The organism is Streptomyces sp. NPDC048590 (genome assembly GCF_043199535.1).
Taxonomy (GTDB): Bacteria; Actinomycetota; Actinomycetes; order Streptomycetales; family Streptomycetaceae; genus Streptomyces.
Genome location: NZ_JBICWC010000019.1, coordinates 19,395 through 41,569 on the forward strand (window position 1 = coordinate 19,395; position 22,175 = coordinate 41,569).

Below are 22,175 nucleotides of genomic sequence, written 5' to 3' on the forward strand. Positions count from 1 at the left end.
TCAGCCGGGGAAGCGCCCCGTGCTCCGCAGTGACCAGCGCCGTTCGGCGTAGGCCAGGTCGTCGCGCCAGAGCCTGCCCGCCGTGCGGCGCATCAGCGGTCGCAGGGCGGGCGCGGCAGCGCGGGCCAGGGCGAAGCCGCGCCGGTCCGACGAGGCGACGACCGCTTCGACGACCGCCGTACGCGGGTGGGTGGCTCCTGGCGCGGTGATGGGGGTCGCATGGGTCTCCACCACGGATCCCGTGCCCTCACCGTCCGTGATGTGCATGACCACCGTGCGGGGTTCGGGAGCCGTGAAGACCGCCCGCACCGGCACGACGAGCCGGCCTGCGACCTTGAACGAGACATCGACGGCGAACGAGTCGTCCTCCCCTTCCTCGGGCGTCTCCACCACCTTCAGACCGACGAACGCGTAGGGATGGAACCAGGATCCGTGCCAGGGGTCGAGGCGGTTGGCGACCACGTCCTCGGGTTCGCACCGGCCGGCCGTGGTGAAGACCGCGTCCACCGCGCCGTCCGGCGTCGGTCTCACGGGTACGACCGGGCGCTCCAGCGGCTCTTCGCCACCGGCCCGGTCGAGCCTCACCCAGACCAGCACCCCGTCGTCGTACAGCGGGAAGGGCTCCCAGCCGGCGAACGGGCTGCCGTCCAGGGCGAGTCCGTGCCAGTGGCACATGAGGGTTCCGCAGACGACCCGGCTGTCCCGCAAGGGTGCTCCGAGGTGCGGGCACTCCCCCGGCCCGGCCCGCAGGGTGCCGTCGGGGGTCCGCCAGAGGACGACCTCCACCCCGGCGACGGTTCGGCCGTAGGGGCGCTGCCTCGCGCCGAGATCCCGGGAGGACCCGACGACGTACCAGTTGCCCGACGGTCTCGCCGCGGCACGGCGCAGCGCTTCCGCGATCAGGGCGGGCCTCGCGCGGCGCCAGGTCGCGGGCTGAGTGGCCCATCGGGGCGCGCGCCGCACCCGCAGGGGTGGGGACCAGCGTCGCCGGGCGCCGTTCATCGCAGGGATCCCTTCGTCCTGGCCACCTGTTCCGGCGCTCTGCCCGGATGCCGGGGTCGCATCCGGGCGCCGAGGATCCGTGCGAGCCCACCGGCGGCGGTCACGGCGCGCCGCCGCCGTGCGACGACCGCGCGCCGGTGCAGCGCCCGGTAGTCGTCCGCCGCGATCGCGTCCAGGATGCCCCGGTAGAGGACGAACGCCGTGCGGATGCAGGGCCGTACCCGCGGTTCGAGCATGGCGATCCCCGGTTCCGCGAACGCGTAGACGGTACGGATCATCGCGTCGGCGTCGGCGAACGCGTTCCGGATGCGCGGGTCATGACGCCCGGTCCGCCGGCTCCACTCCAGCAGGCGCCGGTCGACACCGTGCGAGGCGAGCAGATCGGCCGGGAGGTAGACGCGTCCGCGTTCCAGGTCCTCTCCCACGTCGCGCAGGAAGTTGGTCAGCTGGAACGCCTCGCCGAGGGCGGCCGCGTGCGGGGCGGCCTGCTCTCGGGCGACGACCGTGCCGAGCACCGGCAGCATCTGCAGCCCGATGACCGCCGCCGATCCGTGCATGTAGGCCCGCAGGTCCGGATAGGACGGGTAGTCGGTGACGGTGAGGTCGCTGCGCATGGACGCCAGGAAGTCGGCGAAGAGTCCGTGGTCGATCTCGTAGCGTGCGGCGGTGTCCGCGACGGCGCGGACCACGGGTTCGTCGCCGCCTCCGGTCCGCAGTCCGTGGGCGAGGTCGCTCTCCAGGCGTCGCAGCAGCCGGTCACGTTCCGTGGGAGGCTGCCCGCGGTCCAGGTCGTCCACGATGTCGTCGGCCCACCTGGCGAAGCCGTACAGAGCGTGCACCGCGGGCCGTCGTTCGACCGGCAGCAGCCGGGTGGCGAGGAAGTACGTCCTGCCGTGCCGGGCGTTGAGACTCCTGCACCGGGCGTAGGCGGAGCGCAGCGCGGGCTCGGTGATCCCGGCGGCGTCGAGTTCGCGTCGGCTCATCGGCTCTGCCTCCCGTGGGCGGGGGTGCGGTGGCGGTCGGTCGTGCGCGTCGGGCCGGTGATGCGGGATGCCGCGAGCTTCCCGCTCAGGAGCACGGTCGGCACGCCGACGCCCGGGGTGGTCCCGCATCCGGCGAGTACGACGTTGTCGTGGCCGCGTACGAGGTTGCGGGGCCGGAAGGGACCGGTCTGCGCGAAGGTGTGGGCCACGGAGAACGGGGTGCCCGCCGCGTGCCCCTGGGCGGTCCAGTCCACGGGCGTAACGAGGAGTTCGCGCTCGAGGGAGGCCTCGAAACCGTGCAACCCTCTGCTCTCCAGGACGGACAGCAGGCTGTCCCTGTAGCGCGGTCCCAGGTCGCCCCAGGTGACCGCAGAGGGGCCGGTCGTGGTGTTCGGGCAGGGGGCCAGGACGTAGTGCAGGTGCCGGCCGTGGGGCGCGAGTGAGGGATCGTGCGTCGTCGGCCTGGTGATGAGCAGCGAGGGATCGCTCATCAGCCGTCCGGTCCGGGTGAGTTCGTCGAAGGTCCCTTCCCAGGCCTCGCCGAACGACAGCGTGTGGTGCGCGAGTTCCGGCCAGGTACGGTCGGTCCCGGCGTGCAGGACCACGGCGGACGGGGCGTGACGAAGGCGTCCCGGCCGGCGGGGCACCCGGCCCAGGAGCCGGTGGGCGACGGGCAGATCGGGTGTGAGCACGACCGCGTCGCAGGTGATCCTCTCCCCCGAGGCGAGCCGGACGGCCCGTACGCGCCCAGCGGTGCTCTCCAGTGCACTCACCTCGGCCGACCAGCGGAACTCGCCCCCGGCGTCGGCCGCCGCGTCGGCCATCGCGCGGGGCAGGGCGTGCATACCGCCCTTCGGGAACCAGACTCCCGCGACGGTGTCCATGTACGCGATGACCGCGTACGCGGCGAGAGCGCGGGCCGGGGCGACTCCGGCGTAGAGCGACTGGAAGGAGAACACCCGGCGCAGCCGCGGGTCCGAGAGGAACCTGCCGATCTGCGGGTCGAGGCGGCCGAAGCCGCCCAGGGCGGCAAGCCGCGCCAGATCCGGGTGCAGCAGCTGGAAGGGGGAGTCGAAGTTGGTGTCGATGAAGCGGCGCATCTGGGCCCGGTAGATGCGTTCCAGCCAGGTGCGCAGCCTGCGGTACCCGGCGGCCTCGGCCGCTCCGGCGAAACGGCGTACCTCGGCTTCCATGGCGTCGCCGTCGGTGTGGACGTCGACCTGGCTGCCGTCCGCGAATCGCGCCCGGTAGGCGGGGTCGAGGGGAATCAGCTCGACCCGCCGGTGGAGGCTGTCGCCCACGGCGGCGAAGGCCTCGTCGGCCAGGTGAGGCATGGTCAGCACGGTGGGGCCGGTGTCGATGTGGTAGCCGCCGATCTCGCGGCGTCCCGCTCGCCCGCCCGGGCCGGCGTCGCGCTCCACCACCGTCACCCTGCGGCCCGACCCGAGCAGGTGGAGAGTGGCGGAGAGGCCGGACAGGCCCGCACCGACGACCACCACATGGTCCGTCGGGCCCTGAACCGTCCTCATACGTCCTCCTCCTCGCCTGCCGGCGCGGTGCCCACGGCGCGGGCGAGCAGTGAGGCGAACTCCCGGCGGGCTCCGGAATCCGCGCCGGAGGAGGCGAAGTGCCCCAGGCTCGACGCCGACAGCGCGGCGATCTCCTCCTCCACCGCGGCCCGCGCGCCAGTGCGCTGCAGCGCCGCGCGCATCCGGGCGACGGTGTCCTCGTCGGGTGTGACGGTGCCGGGGCCGAGTACGGCCATCGCTTCGGTGTCACCCGACTCGTCGGCGAGCCGGAGAGCGACCGCGAGGAGGTAGGTGAGCTTGCGTGCACGCAGGTCCTCGTCGGCGGGTTTGCCCGTGACGGCCGGGTCGCCGAACGCGCCCAGCAGGTCGTCGTGGAGCTGGAAGGCGAGTCCCGCGCAACGTCCGGCGGATCTGAGCGCATCCGTCGTGCGGGTGTCGGCCGCCGCGAGGGCGGCCCCCATGGCCAGCGGACGCTCCACCGTGTAGAGGGCGCTCTTGAGGACGGCCACGTTCCGCGCCTGGGCCGGGTCGGCGGATCCGGTCGCCTGGGCCCGCATGTCGAGGTACTGACCGGCGATCATCTCGGAACGCATCGCCTGCCACTCCTGGTGCAGACGCGGGCCGTAGGGGTGGGACAGCGCGACGTCGGTCAGCAGGTCGTCGGCCCAGGCCAGTGCCAGGTCTCCGGCGAGCACGGCCGCGCCGGCCGAGAAGGACTCGGAGGAACCTCGCATGCGTCCTGTCCGGTGCATGAGGGCGAAGTCCTCGTGGACCGCGGGTGCGCCGCGGCGTACCGGCGATTCGTCCATGACGTCGTCGTGCACCAGCGCACAGGTCTGCAGCAGTTCGAGCGCCGCGCCCAGACGCAGCGGCGTCAGGTGGTCTCCCGTCCCTCCGGATGCCAGCCATCCGCACCGGACGAAGGCCGTGCGCAGCCGCTTGCCCCCGCGCAGGGCGAGGCCGACGACTCGGGACGCCACCTCCTCCGCGAAGACGGAGTCCGTCCGCGCCGCCTCCCTCAGCCTCGCGTCGAGGTGCTCCCGCAGCACGGCCTCCACGGCCGAGACGGCTTCCGCCGCCGTACCCGGAGCCTCGTCCACACCGCCGGCACCTGCGCCGGTTCCCGCTCGCGTCGCCCGTGGACCGAGCATGCGTGGCCCCTTTCGCCCGGTTCTCCGCCGCCGCCTCCGACAGCGCCTCCGGTGCAGGGGACCGCGGATGCGCCTATGCCTGCCCGGTGGACGGCAGGGTCGTCGCGGAGTTCACCCGGACGGCGGAGGTGCGGGGCGCGGCCGACGACGAGTCACACGCACAGCTCCCGTCGGAGGGGGCGCGGAACAGGACCGGGAAGGAGCGATTCATGACTGGCGGAATGAGCGGCCCCTCGCCCTCTAGGGCCGATCGGCCTCGCTCACCCGGGTGCCCTTGGTGCGCGCGGCGATCAGCAGGGCCGCCACCGCGGTCACGACGGCGGCGGTGAGGGTGACCGTACGCGGCACCGTCACGGGGATCCCCAAGTACTCGGTGAGGCCCAGGATGCGGTGCAGGCCCCACGGGAGCAGTGCCATCTGGTCGTTCCAGGTACTCAGGGACGTCTCGGCCCCCACCGCCCAGGTGAGGGCGCCGCACACCGTGGCCGCGGTGCCCACGGCGGCCAGCAGCCACCCCCACGCCCGGCGGACGCTCAGGCCGCAGCCGTCGCGCAGGGCCCACCAGGCGGCCGCGAACACCCAGAGGAACAACGCCCAGGCGACCGTGACGTAGAGGAACCGGCCCGGTGCCGAGGTCCAGAACCCGGACCAGTAGAAGCCGGGCCCACGCACGGCCAGGACGCCCAGCAGGGGCAGCGTCCGCAGCACCGCGACACCGCCCACCGCCGCCGCCAGCCGGTACCCGTGGCGGCCGGCGGCGCAGCGCAGCACGGCCGTGAAGACCGCCCAGGCGCCGAGTGTCACCGCCAGGTGCACCGGCGCCGCCATCCAGGTGAAGACAGCGCGGCTCATGACGATCACCAGGCCCGGCAGGAGCCACACCACGGCCCGGTCCAGCCGGCCCGGCGGCTCGGTGCACGCCCCAACACGCCACGGGCACAGCGCCGCGGTCATCAGCGCGCGCACGCCGGCGGCGCCCGGCAGCCGGCGTGCGGTCACGGCGGCCACGGCGGTGAGCAGCAGGGCGAGCAGGAGAGCGCGTGCCCACCACGCCATGGCCGGGTCCCGGTCGGCCCGGCGCAGACCCAGTTCGGCCGCCGTGAAGTTGTAGGCGGGCAGGTCGAGATCGGCGCCGTACCGCCTTTGGTGTTCCTCTGCCGATGTACGGAACCGCTTCTCGGCCGCATGCCAGCGGGTTGCCGCCTCGGCCGATCCGGTGTCCAGCCATCGCTGGTGCCAGAGCACCGCCCCGCGGTATTCGCCGAGCACCGTCAAGAGGTCGGTCTGGTAGGCGAGGGCGGCCGTGAACCGTTCGCGAAGTCTTGGGTCGCGCCAGGCGCCGACGTCGGTACCGGCCAGAAGCCGCTCCTGGTGCCGGGAGAGCTCGACTGCTCGCCGCCCGTCGGTGAGCGCCTGTGTCAGCCTGGCCCGGGTGGCGGCGTAGATGCTGGACAGGGCGGCGCTGTCACCCGTCGCGATGTCCCACTCGAAGATCCACATCATGGGCGGGGGCTCGAGCCCGAGCGCTCTGGCCGAGGTGTCGGCGTACGGCCTGATGTACAGCCCCTGTGTGATCACCGGGCGGGAGAGCGCCAGGATCCGCTCGACGGCGGAGACGGTCTCCGGGTCGTCCGAGAACGTGCTGCGGATCCAGGCGGCCCGTGCCCGGGGGACGTCTGTGTCCGGGTCCTGCGCCAGGCGGGCGGTCAGGTACACGTTCACGTCCCACAACTGCCAGAAGCCGGTGCGCAGGTAGAGCGAGCGCGGCCCCGCGTACAGCGGCCCGCCCGTCTGCGCCCAGGTCCACACCCCCTCGACGTGAGGGTTGGCGGCAAGGAAGCGCAGTAGGGCGGTCTGCTGCAGCTCCGCCAGATCGTCCGGCAGCGCTCCCTGGCCCTCGAACTCGCGGCGCGCCTGGAACTCCACGATCCGCCGCTGGGATCCGCCGAGCAGTGTCGGATTGAGCGGCAGATGGGAGTAGAAGTCGCCCTGGGAGTACTTCGTCGACACGATCAGTCGCGGATCGTCGATCCCGTGGAGTACTGCCTCGTAGGAGGTGGGATTGGTGTGCAGATCGCCGACCGCGCCGACGCCTACGCTCCAGGTACGGAAGATCACCTCCCGGTCGCCGCCTTCCCGGGCCGTGGCGGCCAGCAAGGAGCGCAGCATGGCACGGACCGAGCCGGCCGTCGTCACCTCGATCGCCGAGGTGTAGTCCCACCCGGGCAGGCGGTAGGCGGAACCTCCTTCACCGGTCCGGATCATCAGCCCGGAGGCGAACGGCATCACGTGGTACAGCTCCCGGAGGCCTGCCGCGTACACCGACCACAGGTCCGGGTCGTCGGTGGGCAGTCCACCGAACTCGCTCTCGAGATGACGGCGGAGAGGCGGGGAGAGGGCGAGCATGTCGGTCTGGAAGTAGACCCGCATGCCCGCTTCGTGGGCGTAGCGCCACACCGGTGCGAACGCCTCGGCCATCGCGTGCGCCCGGGCGATGTGCGCATCGCCCGGCGGGTACACGGCTCGCCCGTCGCCGACGCCGGAGAAGGTGACGTACTCGAGGAAGCCGGGCACCACCACCGCGTTGTAGCCGTCCCTCAGCGCATGGCGGACCAGGGTGCGGAACTGCTCACCGATGCGTGCGGTCGCTGCGGGGTCGACCCACGGGGCCTCGGGCAGCAACGCCGTCCCGACGACGTCGGAGTTCAGGGAGTAGTCGCCGCCACCGGAGAACCGGGCCGGATCGTCGTCCAGACCGACCGCGCCTGTGTCGATCAGTCTCAGCCCGAGGCGCGGTGCCACCTCGCGTCCCCGGTCGGCCATCACGTCCTCGCCGCCGCGCACCCGGTCCGCGAACCGGTACAGGCCGGCGGCTGCACCGGCCACGGTGGCGGTGTCCAGGACGTAGCCCGGTCCACGGCGGGTCAGCCGGTACCGCTCGGCGGATCCGCCCTGCGGGAGGGCGCCGACGCGTACGGTCAGTTCGCCGCCTCCCGGCTTCACTTCGCGGTCGGAACGGAGGGCCGGGGCGTGAGCGCCACGGGCGACGAGTGCGTCGCCGACCGCCTGGCCGGCGAGTTGCAGCCGGGTGCCCGCGAGTCCGGTCACCTCGCGCAGCGTGGGCGCCGCGCGAGGGGCTTCCGCCGGTGCGGGCAGGGCCCGTTCCACGGGCACGGCCTTCTCCGTGAAGGACAGCCCCAGTGCCCCGTCGAGCGCCCACGCCACCAGCACGCCGGACAGCAGGAACACGAGCATCGTCGTCACGGCTGACGCCCGTGGCCTCACCCGGCCCACCCGCCCCCACAGTTCATCGCACCATCGTAGGAACCACCGGTCCCGCGCAGAAGCCCTGTGACGATCAGTTCCGATCACCGCCCGCCGGTCCTCACGGTGTGCCGGGCCCGGCGCACGGAACCCCGTCCGCCTCGCAGGGCAGGGTCCGCCGCGGCGGCTCAGGACCGCCGCAGGTCGAACCAGTCGAACGCGACAGCGCTCCGGGTCGCGTACATGCCGAAGACGCGGCCGGTGAAGCCGCCGGCGACCTCCGTGGTCAGGTAACGGCCGTCGAGCTCCGCGAGGACCTCGAACTCTCCTTCCTCCGTCTCGTACCCCAGACGCAGGGTGTCGGGGCCTCCCACGCGGAGGCCGGCCAGAGCGTCCGCGCCGTCGCCGGGGGGTCGTACGGTGACGGTGGGCGGCAGCACGTCGGTGGTCGTCACATCGATCCGCAGCGTCAGAGGTCCCGGCGGAACGACCCGCTCGGCCACCGTCTGCCGCACCGGGCCGATCCGGGCGACGGCGCGCACGAGGTCGCCCTCCTTCTCCACCTGATAGTGGTGCGCCTCGTCGAGGCGCACCGCCAGGCCGCCTCGTCCGTCCTCACCCACGTCCGCCCGGGTCCGCGCGCAGCAGTCGGGGTCGCGCTGGCGGCGTCCGACGAACAGCGCACCGGGCTTCTCCAGGCCGTCGGCCCGGGCGTGCAGCACCAGATGCCCGGGGCGCTCGTCCAGGCGTACGGCCGCCGGATCGTGCTGCCTCAGGGTGACCCAGCACGGGGCGAGAGCGGTGGAGTCGAAGTCGTCGCGCGACGAATCCCCGGGCCAGGGGTGCGGCTTCAGTTCCGGAGCGGGAGCGCGGAGCTCCAGCGGTCCTGGCAGGGGCCACTCGTCCTCCCAGCTCACCGGTGCGAGGAAGGTCTCCCGGCCCATGCCGTGGAACTTCGGGGTGTCGCCGCGAGGCCGGGTCCCCAGCAGCACCATCCACCAGGTGCCGTCGTGCGCCTGCACGAGGTCTCCGTGGCCGGTGTTCTGCACCGGGTGGCCGGTGCTGCGGTGGGAGAGCACCGGATTCGCCGGATGCGGCTCGAAGGGCCCCGGCAGGGTGCGGGCCCTGGCCACCGACATGGCGTGCCCGCGCTCCGTCCCGCCCTCCGAGAGGAGCAGGTACCACCAGTCGCCGATCCGGTAGAGGTGAGGACCCTCCGGATACTGCAGACCACTTCCCGACCACATCGCCACGGGCTCGCCGAGGAGTTCGCCGCTCTCCGGGTCGATGCGCACCCCCCGGATGCCGTCGTTGGAGTACACGCACCAGCACGTGCCGTCGTCGTCCCAGGCGAGGTCGGGATCGATGCCGGGTATGCCGACCGGCACCGGATCCGACCACGGGCCGGCGGGGTCATCGGCCGTCACCAGGATGTTGCCCTGTCCGGCGACCACCGTGGTGATCATCCAGAACCGGCCGTCGTGGTGACGCAGCGTCGGGGCGTACACGCCGCAGGAAGCCGGTGCGTCCTCCGGGAGCGTCAGCTGCGACGGCCGGTCCAGGGCATGCCCGAGGAGCCGCCAGTTCACCAGGTCGCGGCTGTGCCACAGCGGAACTCCGGGCACGTACTCGAAGCTGGAGGTCGCGACGTAGTAGTCCTCACCCACGCGGCAGATGCTCGGATCAGGACTGAATCCGGGGATCACGGGATTGTCGAAGAACGTCATCGGTCAGTCCTCGGGTCGGGGCCAGGACCGGGTCCTGCGGCCATGATCGTTGAAGCGCTTCGAAGATGGCACTCGGCTGCCGAGGTGTCAACGGGTACGGACAAGACCGGACTCCCGTACGCATGCGGTCGCGCCCCACCTCGGGTTCCCGGCCGTCGCCGCCTCGTTCGGGGGCACAAGGATCGAAGCGCTTCGATGACGGCCTGCCCGCACACACGGCAGCGGACCCGCCCCTCCGGGAGAAGGGCGGGTCCGCTGTCCGATGCGGGCGGTGCCTCAGGCGGTCACTTCAGAGCGGGCGGCGCCGCCTCGGCCGAGGTGCCCCACGCCGAGGGTTCGGTGCCGACCTCGAAGGTCAGGTCGCTCGTGTCCCGGATGTCCTCGGTGGTGAGGTAGGTCTTGCCGTAGGCGGCCCCGTCGGTGCGGGCGGACTGGATGTAGCGCGCCGCGTCGGTGGTGCCGGGCGCCCTGACGGTCAGACGGCCCTTGGGGTAGTACCGCCGGTCGAGCGTCAGGTCGACACGCTCGAAGACGGGAGTCGACAGGCCCCAGGTGTCCGTGCCCGGCTGGACGGGGAAGATCCCGATGGAGGACAGGACGTTCCAGGCGGACATGGTGCCCAGGTCGTCGTTGCCGGTCATGCCGGTCGGGGTGTCGGTGAAGAGCGTCAGCGCGGCGTGGACCACGTCGGTCGTCTTCCAGGGCTGCCCCGTGGAGAGGTAGGTGTAGGGGGCGATGAGATCGGGCTCGTTCTGCGGGTTGTACTTGTCCGCGTTGTAGTAGTCGTACGGTCCGTTCACCCACACCTCGCGGGCGGTCTTCGCCGGGTCCTGGAGCAGTTGCTCGTAGGCGAAGAACGAGTCGAGGCGCTCATTGGCGGCGTCGGTGCCACCGATCAGGGAGACCATGCCGGGCAGGTCCTGGGGGACGAGCCACTGGTACTGCCAGGACGTCCCCTCGTGGAAACCTTCGCTCTGCGCGGGGTCGGCGGGTCCGGTGAAGTCGCCCTTCTCGTCCCGCGCGCGGAAGAAGCCGGTCGAACTGTCGAAGATCTTGCGGTAGTTCTGCGCACGCTTCGCGTACCGCGCGGCGTCGTCCTTGTGCCCCAGCTCCTTCGCCATCTGGCTCAGCATCGCGTCGGAGAGCGCGTACTCCAGCGTCGCGGAGGCACCGTGGTCGTAGTCGGAGTCACCCGGCTTCACGTGGGCACGGTCCTTGATGTACGGCGCGAATCCCTCGGCGAGGTACTCCTTGTTGGCCTCGCGGCCCACGGGGGCCGAGTCGGCCGGAGGTACTCCGTCGGCGTTCTTCTTCAGCGCCCGGTAGGCCTGTTCTTCGTAACCCTTGAGGAGGCCCTGCTGGTAGGCGTTGGTGAGGAAGGGGGTGACCGGGTCACCGGTCATGATGTTCGTCTCGACGGTGCCGTAGCCCCACTTGGGCAGCCAGCCGCTGTCCTGGTCGATCTTGATGACGGATATCGCCATGTCGCGGGACTCACTCGGCGCCAGGAGCGAGAGCAACTGGGCCTGGGTGCGGTAGGTGTCCCACAGCGACCAGTTCTGGTAGTACGTGAAGCCCTTGGCCCGGTGGATCTTCTGGTCCCAGCCGGTGTAGCGGCCGTCGACGTCGCTGCCGACGTTCGGCGCGAGGAAGGAGCGGTAGAGGGACGAGTAGAAGGTCCGCCGCAGCGTCTCGCTGCCGCCCTGAGCCCGGACGTCGTCGAGGCGGTCCTCCCACGCGGCCTGCGCGGCCTTGGCGACACGGTCGTACGAACGACCGCCCTCGGCACGGAGGTTGAGTGCCGCGCCCTTCGCGTCGACGTACGAGATCGCCGTGGTCGCCTCGACCGTGCGGTCCTTGGAGGTGTCGAAGCGGAGGAAAGCGCCGTTCCGCTCACTGCCGGCGGACGACGAGGAGGACCCCGGAGTGACCGTGTCCCCCTTCCAGGTACCCGAGTTGAGGAACGGGCGGTCGAATCGGGTGATGGTGTACACGGTGTACGGCTTGGTGTCCTGACAGAAGCCGCTGCCGGTGATCGCCGTGCGCACGGTGCGGTTGTCGAGGATCTCGACCTTGGTACTCAACGTCTTGTGCAGCGACTGACCCGCGTTGATGAGGACGTTGGCCTTGTCTGTGGCGGGGAAGGTGTAACGCTGCACACCGGTCCGCTCGGTGGCGCTGAGCTCGGCCTTGATGCCGGTCTTGAGACCGACCTCGTAGGTGCCGGGGCTCGCCTTCTCGTCCTCGTGGCTGAACTCCGCCGCGTAGGTGGCGTTGTCGGTCGACGTGATGTCACCGGTCGTCGGGAGGACCGGGAGGTCACCGCCGAGGCCGCAGCCGACGCCGGAGATGTGGACCGTGGAGAAGCCCCTGATGTGGGTCTCCGAGTAGTCGTACCCCGTGTTGTGCCCGGTGTCGGGCGAGAACTGCACCATGCCGAAGGGCACCGCGGCACCCGGATAGGTGTTGCCCTCGTTCTCGGTACCGATGAACGGGTTGACGAGATCGGTGAGACGACCACGCTCCGCGTGCCCGCCTCCCTCCGCCACGGCAGGTGCGGCGACGGCGCCGCCGAGGAGGGCGGCCGTGGCGGCCGCCGCCCCCGCACCGCGAATCCAGTGGGTCCATCTCATGGGGTGAGCGCCTCTCGAGCCTAGACAACGTTGTCATGCGCACTGCGTGATCATTCTTGGCCCGAATGCGTGTACTCGTCAAGAGTGGTGACGCGTCTGCCGTCCTTCCGTTCGCGGGACGCTCTCCGGCGCGCCAAGGTCGGATGAGGACGCCGAGTGCGCACGGCGCCCCCTACCGCCTGTTCGCATCCGGAGTCGCCGCGATGAGTCCGCACCGCACCACGACGGGGCTGGTTTCGCACGCCCAGGACGAGAGTGACCTGCTGCCCCGGTGGGCGCTGCTCGCGCCGTTCGCGCTGGTGGCGCTCGCCCTGGCCGTCGACCTGCCCACGCCGGGGGCCTTTAGCGGCGATGTCTTCCTGATCCTGAGCAGCATGATGGCTGCCTGCGTCTACACGCTGCGCACCGTCGTGGCGGTCGCGGCACTCAACAGCCTGGCCGGCCTGGTCCTGCTGCTCGCGAACCACTGGTCCTCCGACGGCGGTCACGCCGTGGTGGACTTCGTCGCCATGGTGATCCTCGCCTGGGCCTCCGTACCCCTGTGCCAGCTTCGGCTGTATCTACGACGGCGCCTGCAGGGAGCGGAGCGGGTGGCGGAGAGCGCCCAGCGCGCCGTTCTCCCACCCGTACGGGCCTGGCAGGGGAAGACCTGGATCGCGGTCCGGTACGAAGCGGCCTCCGCGGCAGCCGCTGTGGGTGGCGACCTCTACGCGGTGGAACGCACCCGGTACGGAGTTCGCCTGCTCATCGGTGACGTACGCGGCAAGGGACTGAACGCGATTCCCAGCGTCGCGGCGCTGGTGGGAAGCTTCCACGAAGCGGCGCACCACACCCCGACCCTGGCGGAACTGGCCCGCCGGCTCGACGAGGCGGTCAACCGGCACACCCGCGAGGCCGACGCGGTGCGCGGCGGCCCCGACACGGGCGACGAGCACTTCATCACGGCCGCCATCGCGCAGATCCCGGACGAGGGCACCGAGGTGCGTCTGATCAGCAGGGGCCACTGCCCGGCCTTCCTGGTGAGCGAGGATTCGCTCCTGACCTGGGTGCCGGAGCACCCCGGGCTGCCGCTGGGGCTGGGAGAGTTCGACACCGGACCGTGGATCGACGAGGCACGGCCGTTCGGCCCCGGGCATCTCCTGCTGCTCTGTACGGACGGCCTGTTGGAGGCACGGGACGGCGAGGGCCGCTTCTACACGCCGGACGAGGACCTGCGGCGGTCATGGCGTCTCGGCCCGCCGGAGGTCGTGGAGAGGCTCGCCGAGGCGGTCCACGACCATACGGCCGGGGTGCTGACCGACGATCTGGCCCTGGTCGCCGTCACCCACGGCGAGCCCGGCCCGGAGGCGGAGCCCGGAGCGCCGTGACACCGCCCCGTGAGCCCGGAGCGCCATGACACCGCCCGGTGAGCCCTGGACAGTGCGGGCCCGAACGGAGGCGGGGTCCTCCGTCCGGGCCTCACCGGCGCACCGGCGTCAGCGGTTCGGGTGGCTCGGCGTCAGCTCGGGCCACCTCGGGTGGCTCGGCGTCAGCTCGGGCGCTTCCCCTCGGCAGCCGGCCGAGCATGCTCCTGGCCCACCGATCGGGCCTCCTCGGTCCTCCCCAGCAGGAGCAGTTCCTCCCTCAGCGCCTCCAGAGCCTCCAGAGCCTCCAGAGCCTCCAGCAGCAGGGCTGCCCTCTTCTTGTCGGTCTCGTCCATGCGGCCGGCCGCCTCGGCGGCCTCGGTCACGACGGCCAGCCGGGTCTCGGCGTTCCGCAGGGTCACCTTGTCGTACTCGAGGAGCGCCTGGGCCAGGCGCGGCAGATATACCGCAGGGCTCACGTTCGCGAGCACTCGGTAGGCGTCGACGGTCTCGTGGATGTTGGTGGTGCCGGATCCGAGCAGCAGAGTCCGTGCCCGCAGAACGGCGTGATGATCGACGCTCTCCCTGTGATTCATGCCGGTGATTCTGGGACCCGGGGCGGACCCCGAACAAGGCCTGGAAAGCGTGCTGTTCGTCCTACGAAAACGCCCGCTGACCTGTCATGATGGGTGTGTCATCACTCCTTCCGGGCCGCACCCGGACCGCCCGGACACGAAGCCGGGCCGGATTCCCGTCGCGGCGGAGGGGCGAGGCGCCTCTCCGCGGCGGGAATCCGGCCCGGTCGGGCACGGGAGGGGATCAGCAGACGCCGTCGCCCGGCTTGGGATTGCCGAGACCGAAGACGGGTCGCAGCCGGAGGCCGATCCAGGTGCCGGCCAGGGCGACAGCGCCCCAGATCCAGCCGCTGAGGCTGCCCGAGGCGATCCCGGCCAGGTAGGCGCCGATGTTGCAGCCTCCCGCCAGGCGGGCGCCGACGCCCATGAGTACGCCGCCGAGCACCGACGCGACGGCGGTTCGCCACGGCACACCGCTGTGCAGGGCCCATGTGCCGCCCAGGGCGGCGGCAACGGCCGCGCCGGCCATGATGCCGATGTCGGTGAGGCTGGTCTTGTCGGCGAGGACAGGGCCCGCCAGCATCTCGGAGTTGCCGGGCTGCTGCCACCAGGTCCAGTTCTCCGGGTGCCCGCCGAGCGCACCCACCAGCTCCGAGCCCCAGAGGCTGAAGGCGCTGGTGACGCCCCAGGCTCCCCCGGACACCAGCAGGACGCCGGCACCGAGTACCGCCAGCACCAGGGCACCGGCGGCCAGCGGCCACGAACCCCGCACCGCCCGGACGACGGCGGTGCGAGCCGAGGGCACCGGGCCGAGGGGCGGCGGGTTGCGCCGGGCCTGGACACGCCGCGTGACGAGGACGACCAGGAGCAGCGCGCCGATGGTCACCGCCCAGGAGCCGAACCAGCCGATGTGGTCGGAGAGGACCACCGGCTCCCAGGCGGGAAGGTCCTTCCAGAGGTCGAACTGCCAGGCCGCCAGAGTGGCACCGGCGATGAACCCGCCGAGCGTGAGCACCACGGGCGTCTGCCCGGAGCCGACGGCGAAGAGGGTGCCGGAGGCACAGGCTCCTCCGAGCTGCATGCCGATGGCGAAGAGCAGCGATCCGACGGCCAGGCCGACTCCGAGGGGTCCCGCCGACGGAGCGGGCTGCGAGCCGAACAGGCCTGTGCCCGTACCGATGACGAGGGCGAAGAGCGTCGCCGTGGTTCCGAGCAGCAGCGTGTGGGCGCGCAGCCCGGTGCCGTTGCCGACGGCGATGAGCTGTCGCCAGGCGGACGTGAATCCGAAGCGGGAGTGGAACAGGGCGACGCCCAGACCGAGGCCGAGCAGGAGGAGCACGCCCGGCTCGGCGCCGTGCTGGAGCCAGACGTACGCGGTCAGTGCGACGGATATCAGCCCTGACACGGCGAGCGGTGTCCGGCGTACCGGCGGCAGGGACGGCGCGTCCGGTCGCGGGACCGAGGTGGGGGAAGGGACGAACAGGGTGGGCAGGGCACGCGGCGACGCGGCCGGCCCGGCAGGTGGCGCGGTGGTCACGGAGGGTCTCCGGAGGTGTGTTCGACGGGAGGCGGCTCGGGCGGTCGGCGACTGAAGCGCGCCGACACGGCGTTCAGCCGAGACAGAGCCCGTCGTCGACACACCAGGCCGAGTGCGCGAACAGCGCGAGGCGCAGTAGCGGGGCCGATGCAGACATGCGTACGAATATACGGAAGGCGCTGCTCCGGATGTACGCCGGTCTCACCATGCGGATCCGCTTGAGACGCCCTGTGGGATCTCCCCGCACCCCGGCGCCGGGCACCAACCCGGTCCCCGGTCCGAGGCTTCCGGGCGATGGCGCGGACCGCTCCAGGCGATCGCACCACCGACCATTCCACTGCGACCCCGGCCCGGGAGCGAGGGCGCGATCCGCGTCCGCTGCGCGTCCGTCGACGACGCTCCCGGACCGGCGAGGAGGCGCTCGGAGTTGGCGACCAAGCGGAGGCGGGGCCATCGGCCTCACCGACAGCCGTACGGACCGCCCGCCGCGACGCCCCCGGGACCACGACCACCCCGCCGCCTCGGACGCCCCGCGCGCACACCGGGGTCACTGCCCGCCGATGTTGACCATCCAGGAGATGCCGAACTTGTCGGTGCACATGCCGAACACATCGCCCCACATCTGCTTCTCCAGCGGAACGGCCACCGTGGCACCCTCGGACAGCTTGTCCCAGTAGCCGCGCAGTTCATCCGGGTCGTCACCGCTCAGGCTCACCGCGAAGTTGTTTCCCGGCTTGTGCTCGGTGCCGGGCGGGTTGTCGGCCCCCATCAGAGTGAGCCCGCCCGCCGTCTCCAGCCTGCCGTGCATGATCTTGTCGGTGTGGGCGCCGCCACCACCGCCGAACTCACCGTAGGTGTTCAGGGAGAGGTCGCCTCCCAGGACGCTCTTGTAGAACTCCAGAGCCTGACGCGCGTCCCCCGGAAAGCTCAGGTACGGGTTGAGGCGAGATGTCATTTCTTTTCCCCTTCATGACGATTCATCAGGGGAGTCAGCGTACGCATCACGCACGCGAAACCGGCCGAACCGCACCCCGAAGCCGCCCGACCGGCCGAGGCACGCCGAAGGCGGAGGGTCGCAGGGCGCCGCGGCCCCGCGAGGCGCGAACCAGTGTTCAAGGTTTTGGTCCATACCAAGCCCTTGACACCCCCAACGTTCACTTCTTAAATCACGTAGTGAATTAACCTCCCTCGGTCACCACCGGACACCCTCGGAACTTGGCGAGTTCCGCCGGTCAAGCTGTCATGACCATGCCATCTCCCCCACCTTCTCCCACGCTCCATGAAGGGAAACTCATGGACCCCGCCCGTCTGCCCAGACGCCTGCTGTTCCTGATCGCCTCGGCACTGACACTGGCATCCCTGTCGACCGGCCTCGCCCAGGGCGGCACCCTCATCCCCGCCGACGAAGTGCCGGCACGCACCACGGCCGCGGCGTCGGCGGCGGCCGTCACCTTCTCCGACGAGTTCGACGGCCCCGCCGGATCAGCGGTGAACGGCTCGAAGTGGCAGATCGAGACCGGCGACAACGTGAGCAACCACGAGCGGCAGTACTACACCGCCGGGAACCGCAACGCCACCCTGGACGGGCAGGGGCACCTGGTCATCACCGCCCGCAAGGAGAATCCGGACAACTACCAGTGCTGGTACGGCCGATGCGAGTATACCTCGGCCCGGCTGAACACCGCGGGCAAGTTCACCACCACGTACGGGCGCGTCGAGGCGCGGATGAAGATCCCGCGCGGGCAGGGGATCTGGCCCGCGTTCTGGATGCTGGGCAATGACATCGGCCAGGTCGGATGGCCCGCCTCCGGCGAGATCGACATCATGGAGAACGTCGGCTTCGAACCGTCCACGGTCCACGGCACGCTGCACGGCCCCGGGTACTCCGGCTCGGGGGGCATAGGCGCCGGCTACAGCCTTCCCGGCGGTCAGGCCTTCGCCGACGCGTTCCACACCTTCGCCGTCGACTGGAGCCCCAACGCGATCACCTGGTCCGTGGACGGCACCGTCTACCAGCGGCGCACCCCCGCCGACCTCGGCGGCAAGCAGTGGGTCTTCGACAAGCCCTTCTTCGTGATCCTCAACCTGGCGGTGGGAGGCTACTGGCCCGGCGACCCCGACGGCACCACGCCCCTCCCCCAGCAACTCCTGGTCGACTACGTCCGCGTCAGCACCGACGGCGGACAACCGTCCGGTGGTCCCATCACCGGCGTCGGCGGCAAGTGCGTCGATGTGCCCAGCGCCAACAACGCGAACGGGACGCCCGTGCAGTTGTACGACTGCAACGGCAGCGCGGCGCAGCAGTGGACCGTCGGCAGTGACGGCACCATCCGCGCACTGGGCAAGTGCCTCGACGTCGCGTCCGCCGGAACCGCCGACGGCACTCCCGTCCAGTTGTGGGACTGCAACGGCACGGCCGCCCAGCAGTGGGCCGTCCCCGCGGCACGGGACATAGTCAACCCCCAGGCGAACAAGTGCCTGGACGCCGTCGGCGGAGGGTCCGCCAACGGAACGCGTCTGCAGATCTGGACCTGTGCGGGAACCGCCAACCAGAAGTGGACGGTGACCCGGTAGAACCGACCTGCTCTTCGCACCCTGACCGGCGACGACGGCCGGCCGCCTGTCGCCTGAGCCTCAGACCGGCGCGGCACACCGGGAGATGAGTACGAACACTCAGGCCCCGGGGTCACGGACGGCCCGACGATGGACTCCACTCGACGCGCTCAGTCTGGAGTCCCGTGCTCAGTCGCATCGCCGCCGCCGTTGTCCCTGTCCTCGGGCACCTGACGGTCTCCTCCGACCTCGCGGAGGAGACCGTCCCCGCTCCCGGCATCCTCGTCGCCAACCACACCTCGCTCGCCGACCCCGGCGTCGTCCTCGCCGCGCTGCGCCGGATGGGGATCGACCCGGTGGTGCTCGCCACCGCCGGCCTGTGGCGTATCCCGCTGCTGGCCCAGCTCCTGAAGAGCGGCGGGCATGTCCCCGTGCACCGAAGGACCGTACGCGCGGCCGACGCCCTGGAGGGCGCCGCGGCCGCGCTCGCCGCGGGGCGCCATGTCCTCATCTACGGCGAGGGGCGCCTCCCTTCACGGAGGGACGCCGCCGAAGCCGCCCCCGAGACCTTCCGCAGCGGTCCAGCCCGTCTGGCCGCCCTCTCAGGGGCGTGCGTCATCCCGGTCGGCCAGGCGGGTTCCCGGCGTCTGACGTCGGGCAGCCCGGTCAAGCAGGTGGCGGGGGTTCTCACGGCTCCGGTGAGACGGCCCCGGCTCCATGTTCACGTGGGCGCTCCCGTACACCTCTCGGCAGAGGTCCACGCCGGAAGCGAGGCCGCACACCGTGCGGTCACAGCGGCGTGGCGCACCGCGGCTCAGCTCGCGGCGACCCGGTGACTCCGGGAGCCGGCTCCTCGCAAGCCTCCGGGCCCGTAACGGCTCCCACGCCCGCGTTCCCGCTCAGCCGGATCGTTGTGGACGCCTGCGCGAAGAAACGTAAAAGCGGCCCAACTACCCATTCAGGAAGCGGACATTCACCTTCTTTCGTGTGATGACAGGCCAAGTGAGGGCGGGGGAGGCTGAGCGGGCGAACCTACAGGAGGGCTGAGAACCACACATGACAGTTGAAGCCGACCGGGAAGCCGTACAGGCGTCACCGACCGAGCAGCAGAGTCTCGCGACAGCCGCCGCGCGGAAGCTGGCGACGACCTCGAAGTCCGCCCCGCAGAACCAGGAGACGTCCTCCCGGTGGCTGATGCGGATGCTGCCCTGGGTGGACGTCAGAGGCGGAACCTATCGGGTGAACCGGCGCCTCAGTCACGCCGTCGGGGACGGGCGGGTGACGTTCGTGCAGACCGGCGGGCAGGTCTCGGTGATCCCGGCCGAGCTGGGCGAACTGCCCGCGTTGCGGGGGTACGACGACGAGGCGGTGCTCGGCGAGCTGGCCGGCCGTTGCGAGCAGGCCGATTTCGCGCCCGGCTCCGTACTCGCCTCCGTCGGCGAGGCGAAGGACCGTGTCTTCCTGCTGGCGCACGGCCGGATCGACCGGATCGGGACCGGCCCCTACGGCGGGGAGACGGTCCTCGGCACGCTCGCGGACGGCGCCTACTTCGGGGACGGCTGCCTGACGGAGCCTGAGGCCGACTGGGAGTGCACCTTCCGTGCGATCACCCCTTGCACCGTGCTGGTGCTGCCCAGGAGTGAGGTCGCGGGGCTGGCCGACCGCGTCGAGACCCTGGGGAGCCATCTGGACGCGTTCGCGGCGCTCCCCAGGCAGCGCACCAACACATACGGCGAGGCGGCGGTCGACCTCTCGGCCGGACACGTGGGCGAGGCCCGCATCCCTCACACCTTCGTCGACTACGACCCGTCGCCCCGGGAGTACGAGCTCTCCGTCGCGCAGACGGTGCTGAAGATCCACAGCCGGGTCGCCGATCTGTACAACGACCCGATGAACCAGACCGAGCAGCAGCTCCGTCTCACTCTCGAGGCTCTGCGTGAGCGCCAGGAGCACGAGCTGGTCAACAACCCGGAGTTCGGGCTGCTGAGCAACTGCGACTACACCCAGCGGATCCAGCCCCACGACGGGGTGCCGGGCCCCGACGACATGGACGAGTTGCTTTCCCGGCGGCGGGGCAACAAGTTCTTCCTCGCCCACCCGCGGGCCATCGCCGCCTTCGGCCGGGAGTGCAACAAGCGCGGACTGGCCCTGGACCCGGTGGACGTGGGGGGACACCGCATTCCCGCCTGGCGGGGTGTGCCGATCTACCCCTGCGGAAAGATCCCCGTGAGCCCGGCGCGCACGACGTCGATCCTGTGCATGCGTACGGGTGAGGACGATCAGGGTGTGGTCGGTCTGCGTCAGTCGGGCATCCCCGACGAGATCGAGCCGAGCCTGTCGGTGCGCTTCATGGGCATCGACGAGCAGGCGATCATCTCCTATCTCGTCACCGCCTACTACTCCGCGGCGATCCTCGTCCCCGATGCTCTCGGAGTCCTGGAGAACGTCGAAGTGAGCCGCTGGCGCTGACCGTCGTCCGGCACAGGCCACGGACACTCCCCGCGTGACGCGGACAACGTTGCCGCCGCCTCTGTCCGGGCGAGCTCGCGCCCCCGGGCGGCGGACGCAACGACACCCGCCTCCGGCATGCCCAGACGCAGCCGGTGTGCCAGACCCGCCCCCGGCCGAAAGGCTCTCTTCGCATGACTCCGATCAGTGGTGCCGGTGGCCCTCCGTGGACGCGGATCGGCTCCCCGGGCACGCTCCCGGCGGCCTCGGGCCCCCGGACCGACCCACACATCCCGCAACCCTCCTCTCCTGCCGCACTGCTGGAGCGCCTGCTGTCCGGTCCGGCAGGCATGGGTACCTCAGCGGCGCGGTTGTTCCACTCCCCGGCTCCCGCCTCTCGAGCAGAGGGCGGGACGGAGGACGGATGTTCCGGCCTGCCCTCGGACGGGGGCGCGTCCGGTCCGGCGAGTTCGGTCCGCATTCCGCCGCTGTACTGCCCGGACGCGGTACGTGACGACCCTGCGCTCGGAGAGGAGGTCAACGAGCGTCTGGTCGAATGGGCTGCCGAGACGGGCATTTTCACAGGGCGTCTGGAGCGCCTGCGCTCACACCAGTTCGGACGCCTCTTCATGCTCGCCCACCCGGACTGCGACGACCCGGACCGTCTGCTGGCCGCGGCCCGCTGCGGGCTCGCGGAATGGTCCGTCGACGACCACTGGGTCGACGAGGGGGAGGACACCGAGCCGGAACTCCTCGGCGCCCGGCTGGCCATGGCCCACGCGGTGATCGACCCCGTGCGCCTTCCGGCACGCTATCTGGCGCAGTTCGAGGAGCTCGTCCAGCGGCAGCCCGTCCTGCGCGCCTTCCGGTCGAGCCTCGCCCACCTCTCCGGCATCGCGAGCACCACCCAGGTGGCGCGGCTGCGCCATGAGCTGGCCGTCATGTTCGTCGCGTACGGGCAGGAGGCCCAGTGGCGCAGCAGCGGACGGACGCCGGCGGTATGGGAGTACCTCCTGCACCGGTACGAGAACGCCTTCTACCCCTGCATGGTGCTGATCGACCCGGTCGGGGGCTACGAGCTCCCCGCCCACGAGTTCGCCGATCCCACCGTGCGCCGGACCTATCTCTACGCGGGCATGGCCAACGTCCTGCTCAACGACGTCTATTCGATGGCCAAGGAGGATCCCGGAGACACCAATCTGCCCAACCTGATCGCCGCGGAGGAGAACTGCTCCCTCCAGGAGGCCGTCGACCGCACGGCCGCCATCCACGACGAGCTCATGCACACCGTCGAGGCCGACTGCGCCGTTCTGGCGGCGGCGGGCTCACCCCAGCTGCGCCGCTATCTGGCCGGGCTGTGGGCGTGGATGGGCGGCAGCAAGGAGTGGCACGCCACAAGTGCCCGTTACCAGCAGACGAACTGAAGTAGC

15 protein-coding genes are annotated in these 22,175 nt (G+C 71.3%); 5 read left to right on the forward strand and 10 right to left on the reverse strand.

Annotated features, from left to right (window positions below; translation table 11 throughout):
- The 7 genes from ACGFNN_RS34010 to ACGFNN_RS34040 form a co-directional block, all read right to left on the reverse strand.
- On the reverse strand, window positions 1-1,002 hold the full coding sequence (locus tag ACGFNN_RS34010; RefSeq protein WP_365098487.1) for a DUF5914 domain-containing protein: 1,002 nt from the start codon (window positions 1,000-1,002) through the stop codon (window positions 1-3).
- Window positions 999-1,985: a phytoene/squalene synthase family protein gene (locus ACGFNN_RS34015; protein ID WP_393561802.1), complete on the reverse strand. Its 987-nt coding sequence runs from the start codon at window positions 1,983-1,985 to the stop codon at window positions 999-1,001. The genes ACGFNN_RS34010 and ACGFNN_RS34015 overlap by 4 nt, the downstream gene beginning before the upstream one ends.
- Window positions 1,982-3,514 (reverse strand): phytoene desaturase family protein, encoded by a 1,533-nt coding sequence (crtI, locus tag ACGFNN_RS34020; protein WP_393561803.1) that lies wholly within the window; start codon window positions 3,512-3,514, stop codon window positions 1,982-1,984. Before crtI ends, ACGFNN_RS34015 begins: the two co-directional genes overlap by 4 nt.
- Window positions 3,511-4,665, reverse strand: coding sequence for a polyprenyl synthetase family protein (locus tag ACGFNN_RS34025; protein WP_393561804.1), 1,155 nt, complete (start codon window positions 4,663-4,665; stop codon window positions 3,511-3,513). The genes crtI and ACGFNN_RS34025 overlap by 4 nt, the downstream gene beginning before the upstream one ends.
- 240 nt (window positions 4,666-4,905) lie before the next feature.
- A complete protein-coding gene (locus ACGFNN_RS34030; RefSeq protein ID WP_393561835.1) occupies window positions 4,906-7,920 on the reverse strand; it encodes a hypothetical protein in 3,015 nt (1,004 codons plus the stop codon).
- Between the two features lie 197 nt (window positions 7,921-8,117).
- The gene (locus ACGFNN_RS34035) at window positions 8,118-9,656 is read right to left on the reverse strand and encodes a glycoside hydrolase family 43 protein (RefSeq protein WP_393561805.1); all 1,539 of its coding nucleotides are present in this window, start codon (window positions 9,654-9,656) and stop codon (window positions 8,118-8,120) included.
- Window positions 9,657-9,940: 284 nt separating this feature from the next.
- On the reverse strand, window positions 9,941-12,289 hold the full coding sequence (locus ACGFNN_RS34040; RefSeq protein ID WP_393561806.1) for a GH92 family glycosyl hydrolase: 2,349 nt from the start codon (window positions 12,287-12,289) through the stop codon (window positions 9,941-9,943).
- A 143-nt stretch (window positions 12,290-12,432) separates the two neighbouring features.
- On the opposite strand from ACGFNN_RS34040, the gene ACGFNN_RS34045 reads away from it, so the two are divergent.
- Window positions 12,433-13,656 (forward strand): PP2C family protein-serine/threonine phosphatase, encoded by a 1,224-nt coding sequence (locus ACGFNN_RS34045; protein ID WP_393561807.1) that lies wholly within the window; start codon window positions 12,433-12,435, stop codon window positions 13,654-13,656.
- 161 nt (window positions 13,657-13,817) lie between these two features.
- On the opposite strand, the gene ACGFNN_RS34050 is transcribed toward ACGFNN_RS34045, so the two are convergent.
- The 3 genes from ACGFNN_RS34050 to ACGFNN_RS34060 form a co-directional block, all read right to left on the reverse strand.
- Window positions 13,818-14,228, reverse strand: a complete 411-nt coding sequence (locus ACGFNN_RS34050) for a hypothetical protein (protein ID WP_393561808.1) — start codon at window positions 14,226-14,228, stop codon at window positions 13,818-13,820.
- Between the two features lie 223 nt (window positions 14,229-14,451).
- Window positions 14,452-15,744, reverse strand: a complete 1,293-nt coding sequence (locus ACGFNN_RS34055; protein ID WP_393561809.1) for a YeeE/YedE family protein — start codon at window positions 15,742-15,744, stop codon at window positions 14,452-14,454.
- Window positions 15,745-16,291: 547 nt separating this feature from the next.
- A complete protein-coding gene (locus ACGFNN_RS34060; RefSeq protein WP_393561810.1) occupies window positions 16,292-16,699 on the reverse strand; it encodes a VOC family protein in 408 nt (135 codons plus the stop codon).
- A gap of 338 nt (window positions 16,700-17,037) precedes the next feature.
- Between ACGFNN_RS34060 and ACGFNN_RS34065 the strand changes: the two genes are divergently transcribed.
- The 4 genes from ACGFNN_RS34065 to ACGFNN_RS34080 all read left to right on the forward strand — a co-directional run bounded on the left by ACGFNN_RS34065 (window position 17,038) and on the right by ACGFNN_RS34080 (window position 22,169).
- The gene (locus ACGFNN_RS34065) at window positions 17,038-18,318 is read left to right on the forward strand and encodes a ricin-type beta-trefoil lectin domain protein (RefSeq protein ID WP_393561811.1); all 1,281 of its coding nucleotides are present in this window, start codon (window positions 17,038-17,040) and stop codon (window positions 18,316-18,318) included.
- A 164-nt stretch (window positions 18,319-18,482) separates the two neighbouring features.
- The gene (locus tag ACGFNN_RS34070) at window positions 18,483-19,133 is read left to right on the forward strand and encodes a lysophospholipid acyltransferase family protein (RefSeq protein ID WP_393561812.1); all 651 of its coding nucleotides are present in this window, start codon (window positions 18,483-18,485) and stop codon (window positions 19,131-19,133) included.
- A 220-nt stretch (window positions 19,134-19,353) separates the two neighbouring features.
- Window positions 19,354-20,766, forward strand: a complete 1,413-nt coding sequence (locus ACGFNN_RS34075; RefSeq protein WP_393561813.1) for a family 2B encapsulin nanocompartment shell protein — start codon at window positions 19,354-19,356, stop codon at window positions 20,764-20,766.
- Window positions 20,767-21,095: 329 nt separating this feature from the next.
- A complete protein-coding gene (locus ACGFNN_RS34080; protein WP_393561814.1) occupies window positions 21,096-22,169 on the forward strand; it encodes a family 2 encapsulin nanocompartment cargo protein terpene cyclase in 1,074 nt (357 codons plus the stop codon).
- Window positions 22,170-22,175 lie beyond the last annotated feature (6 nt).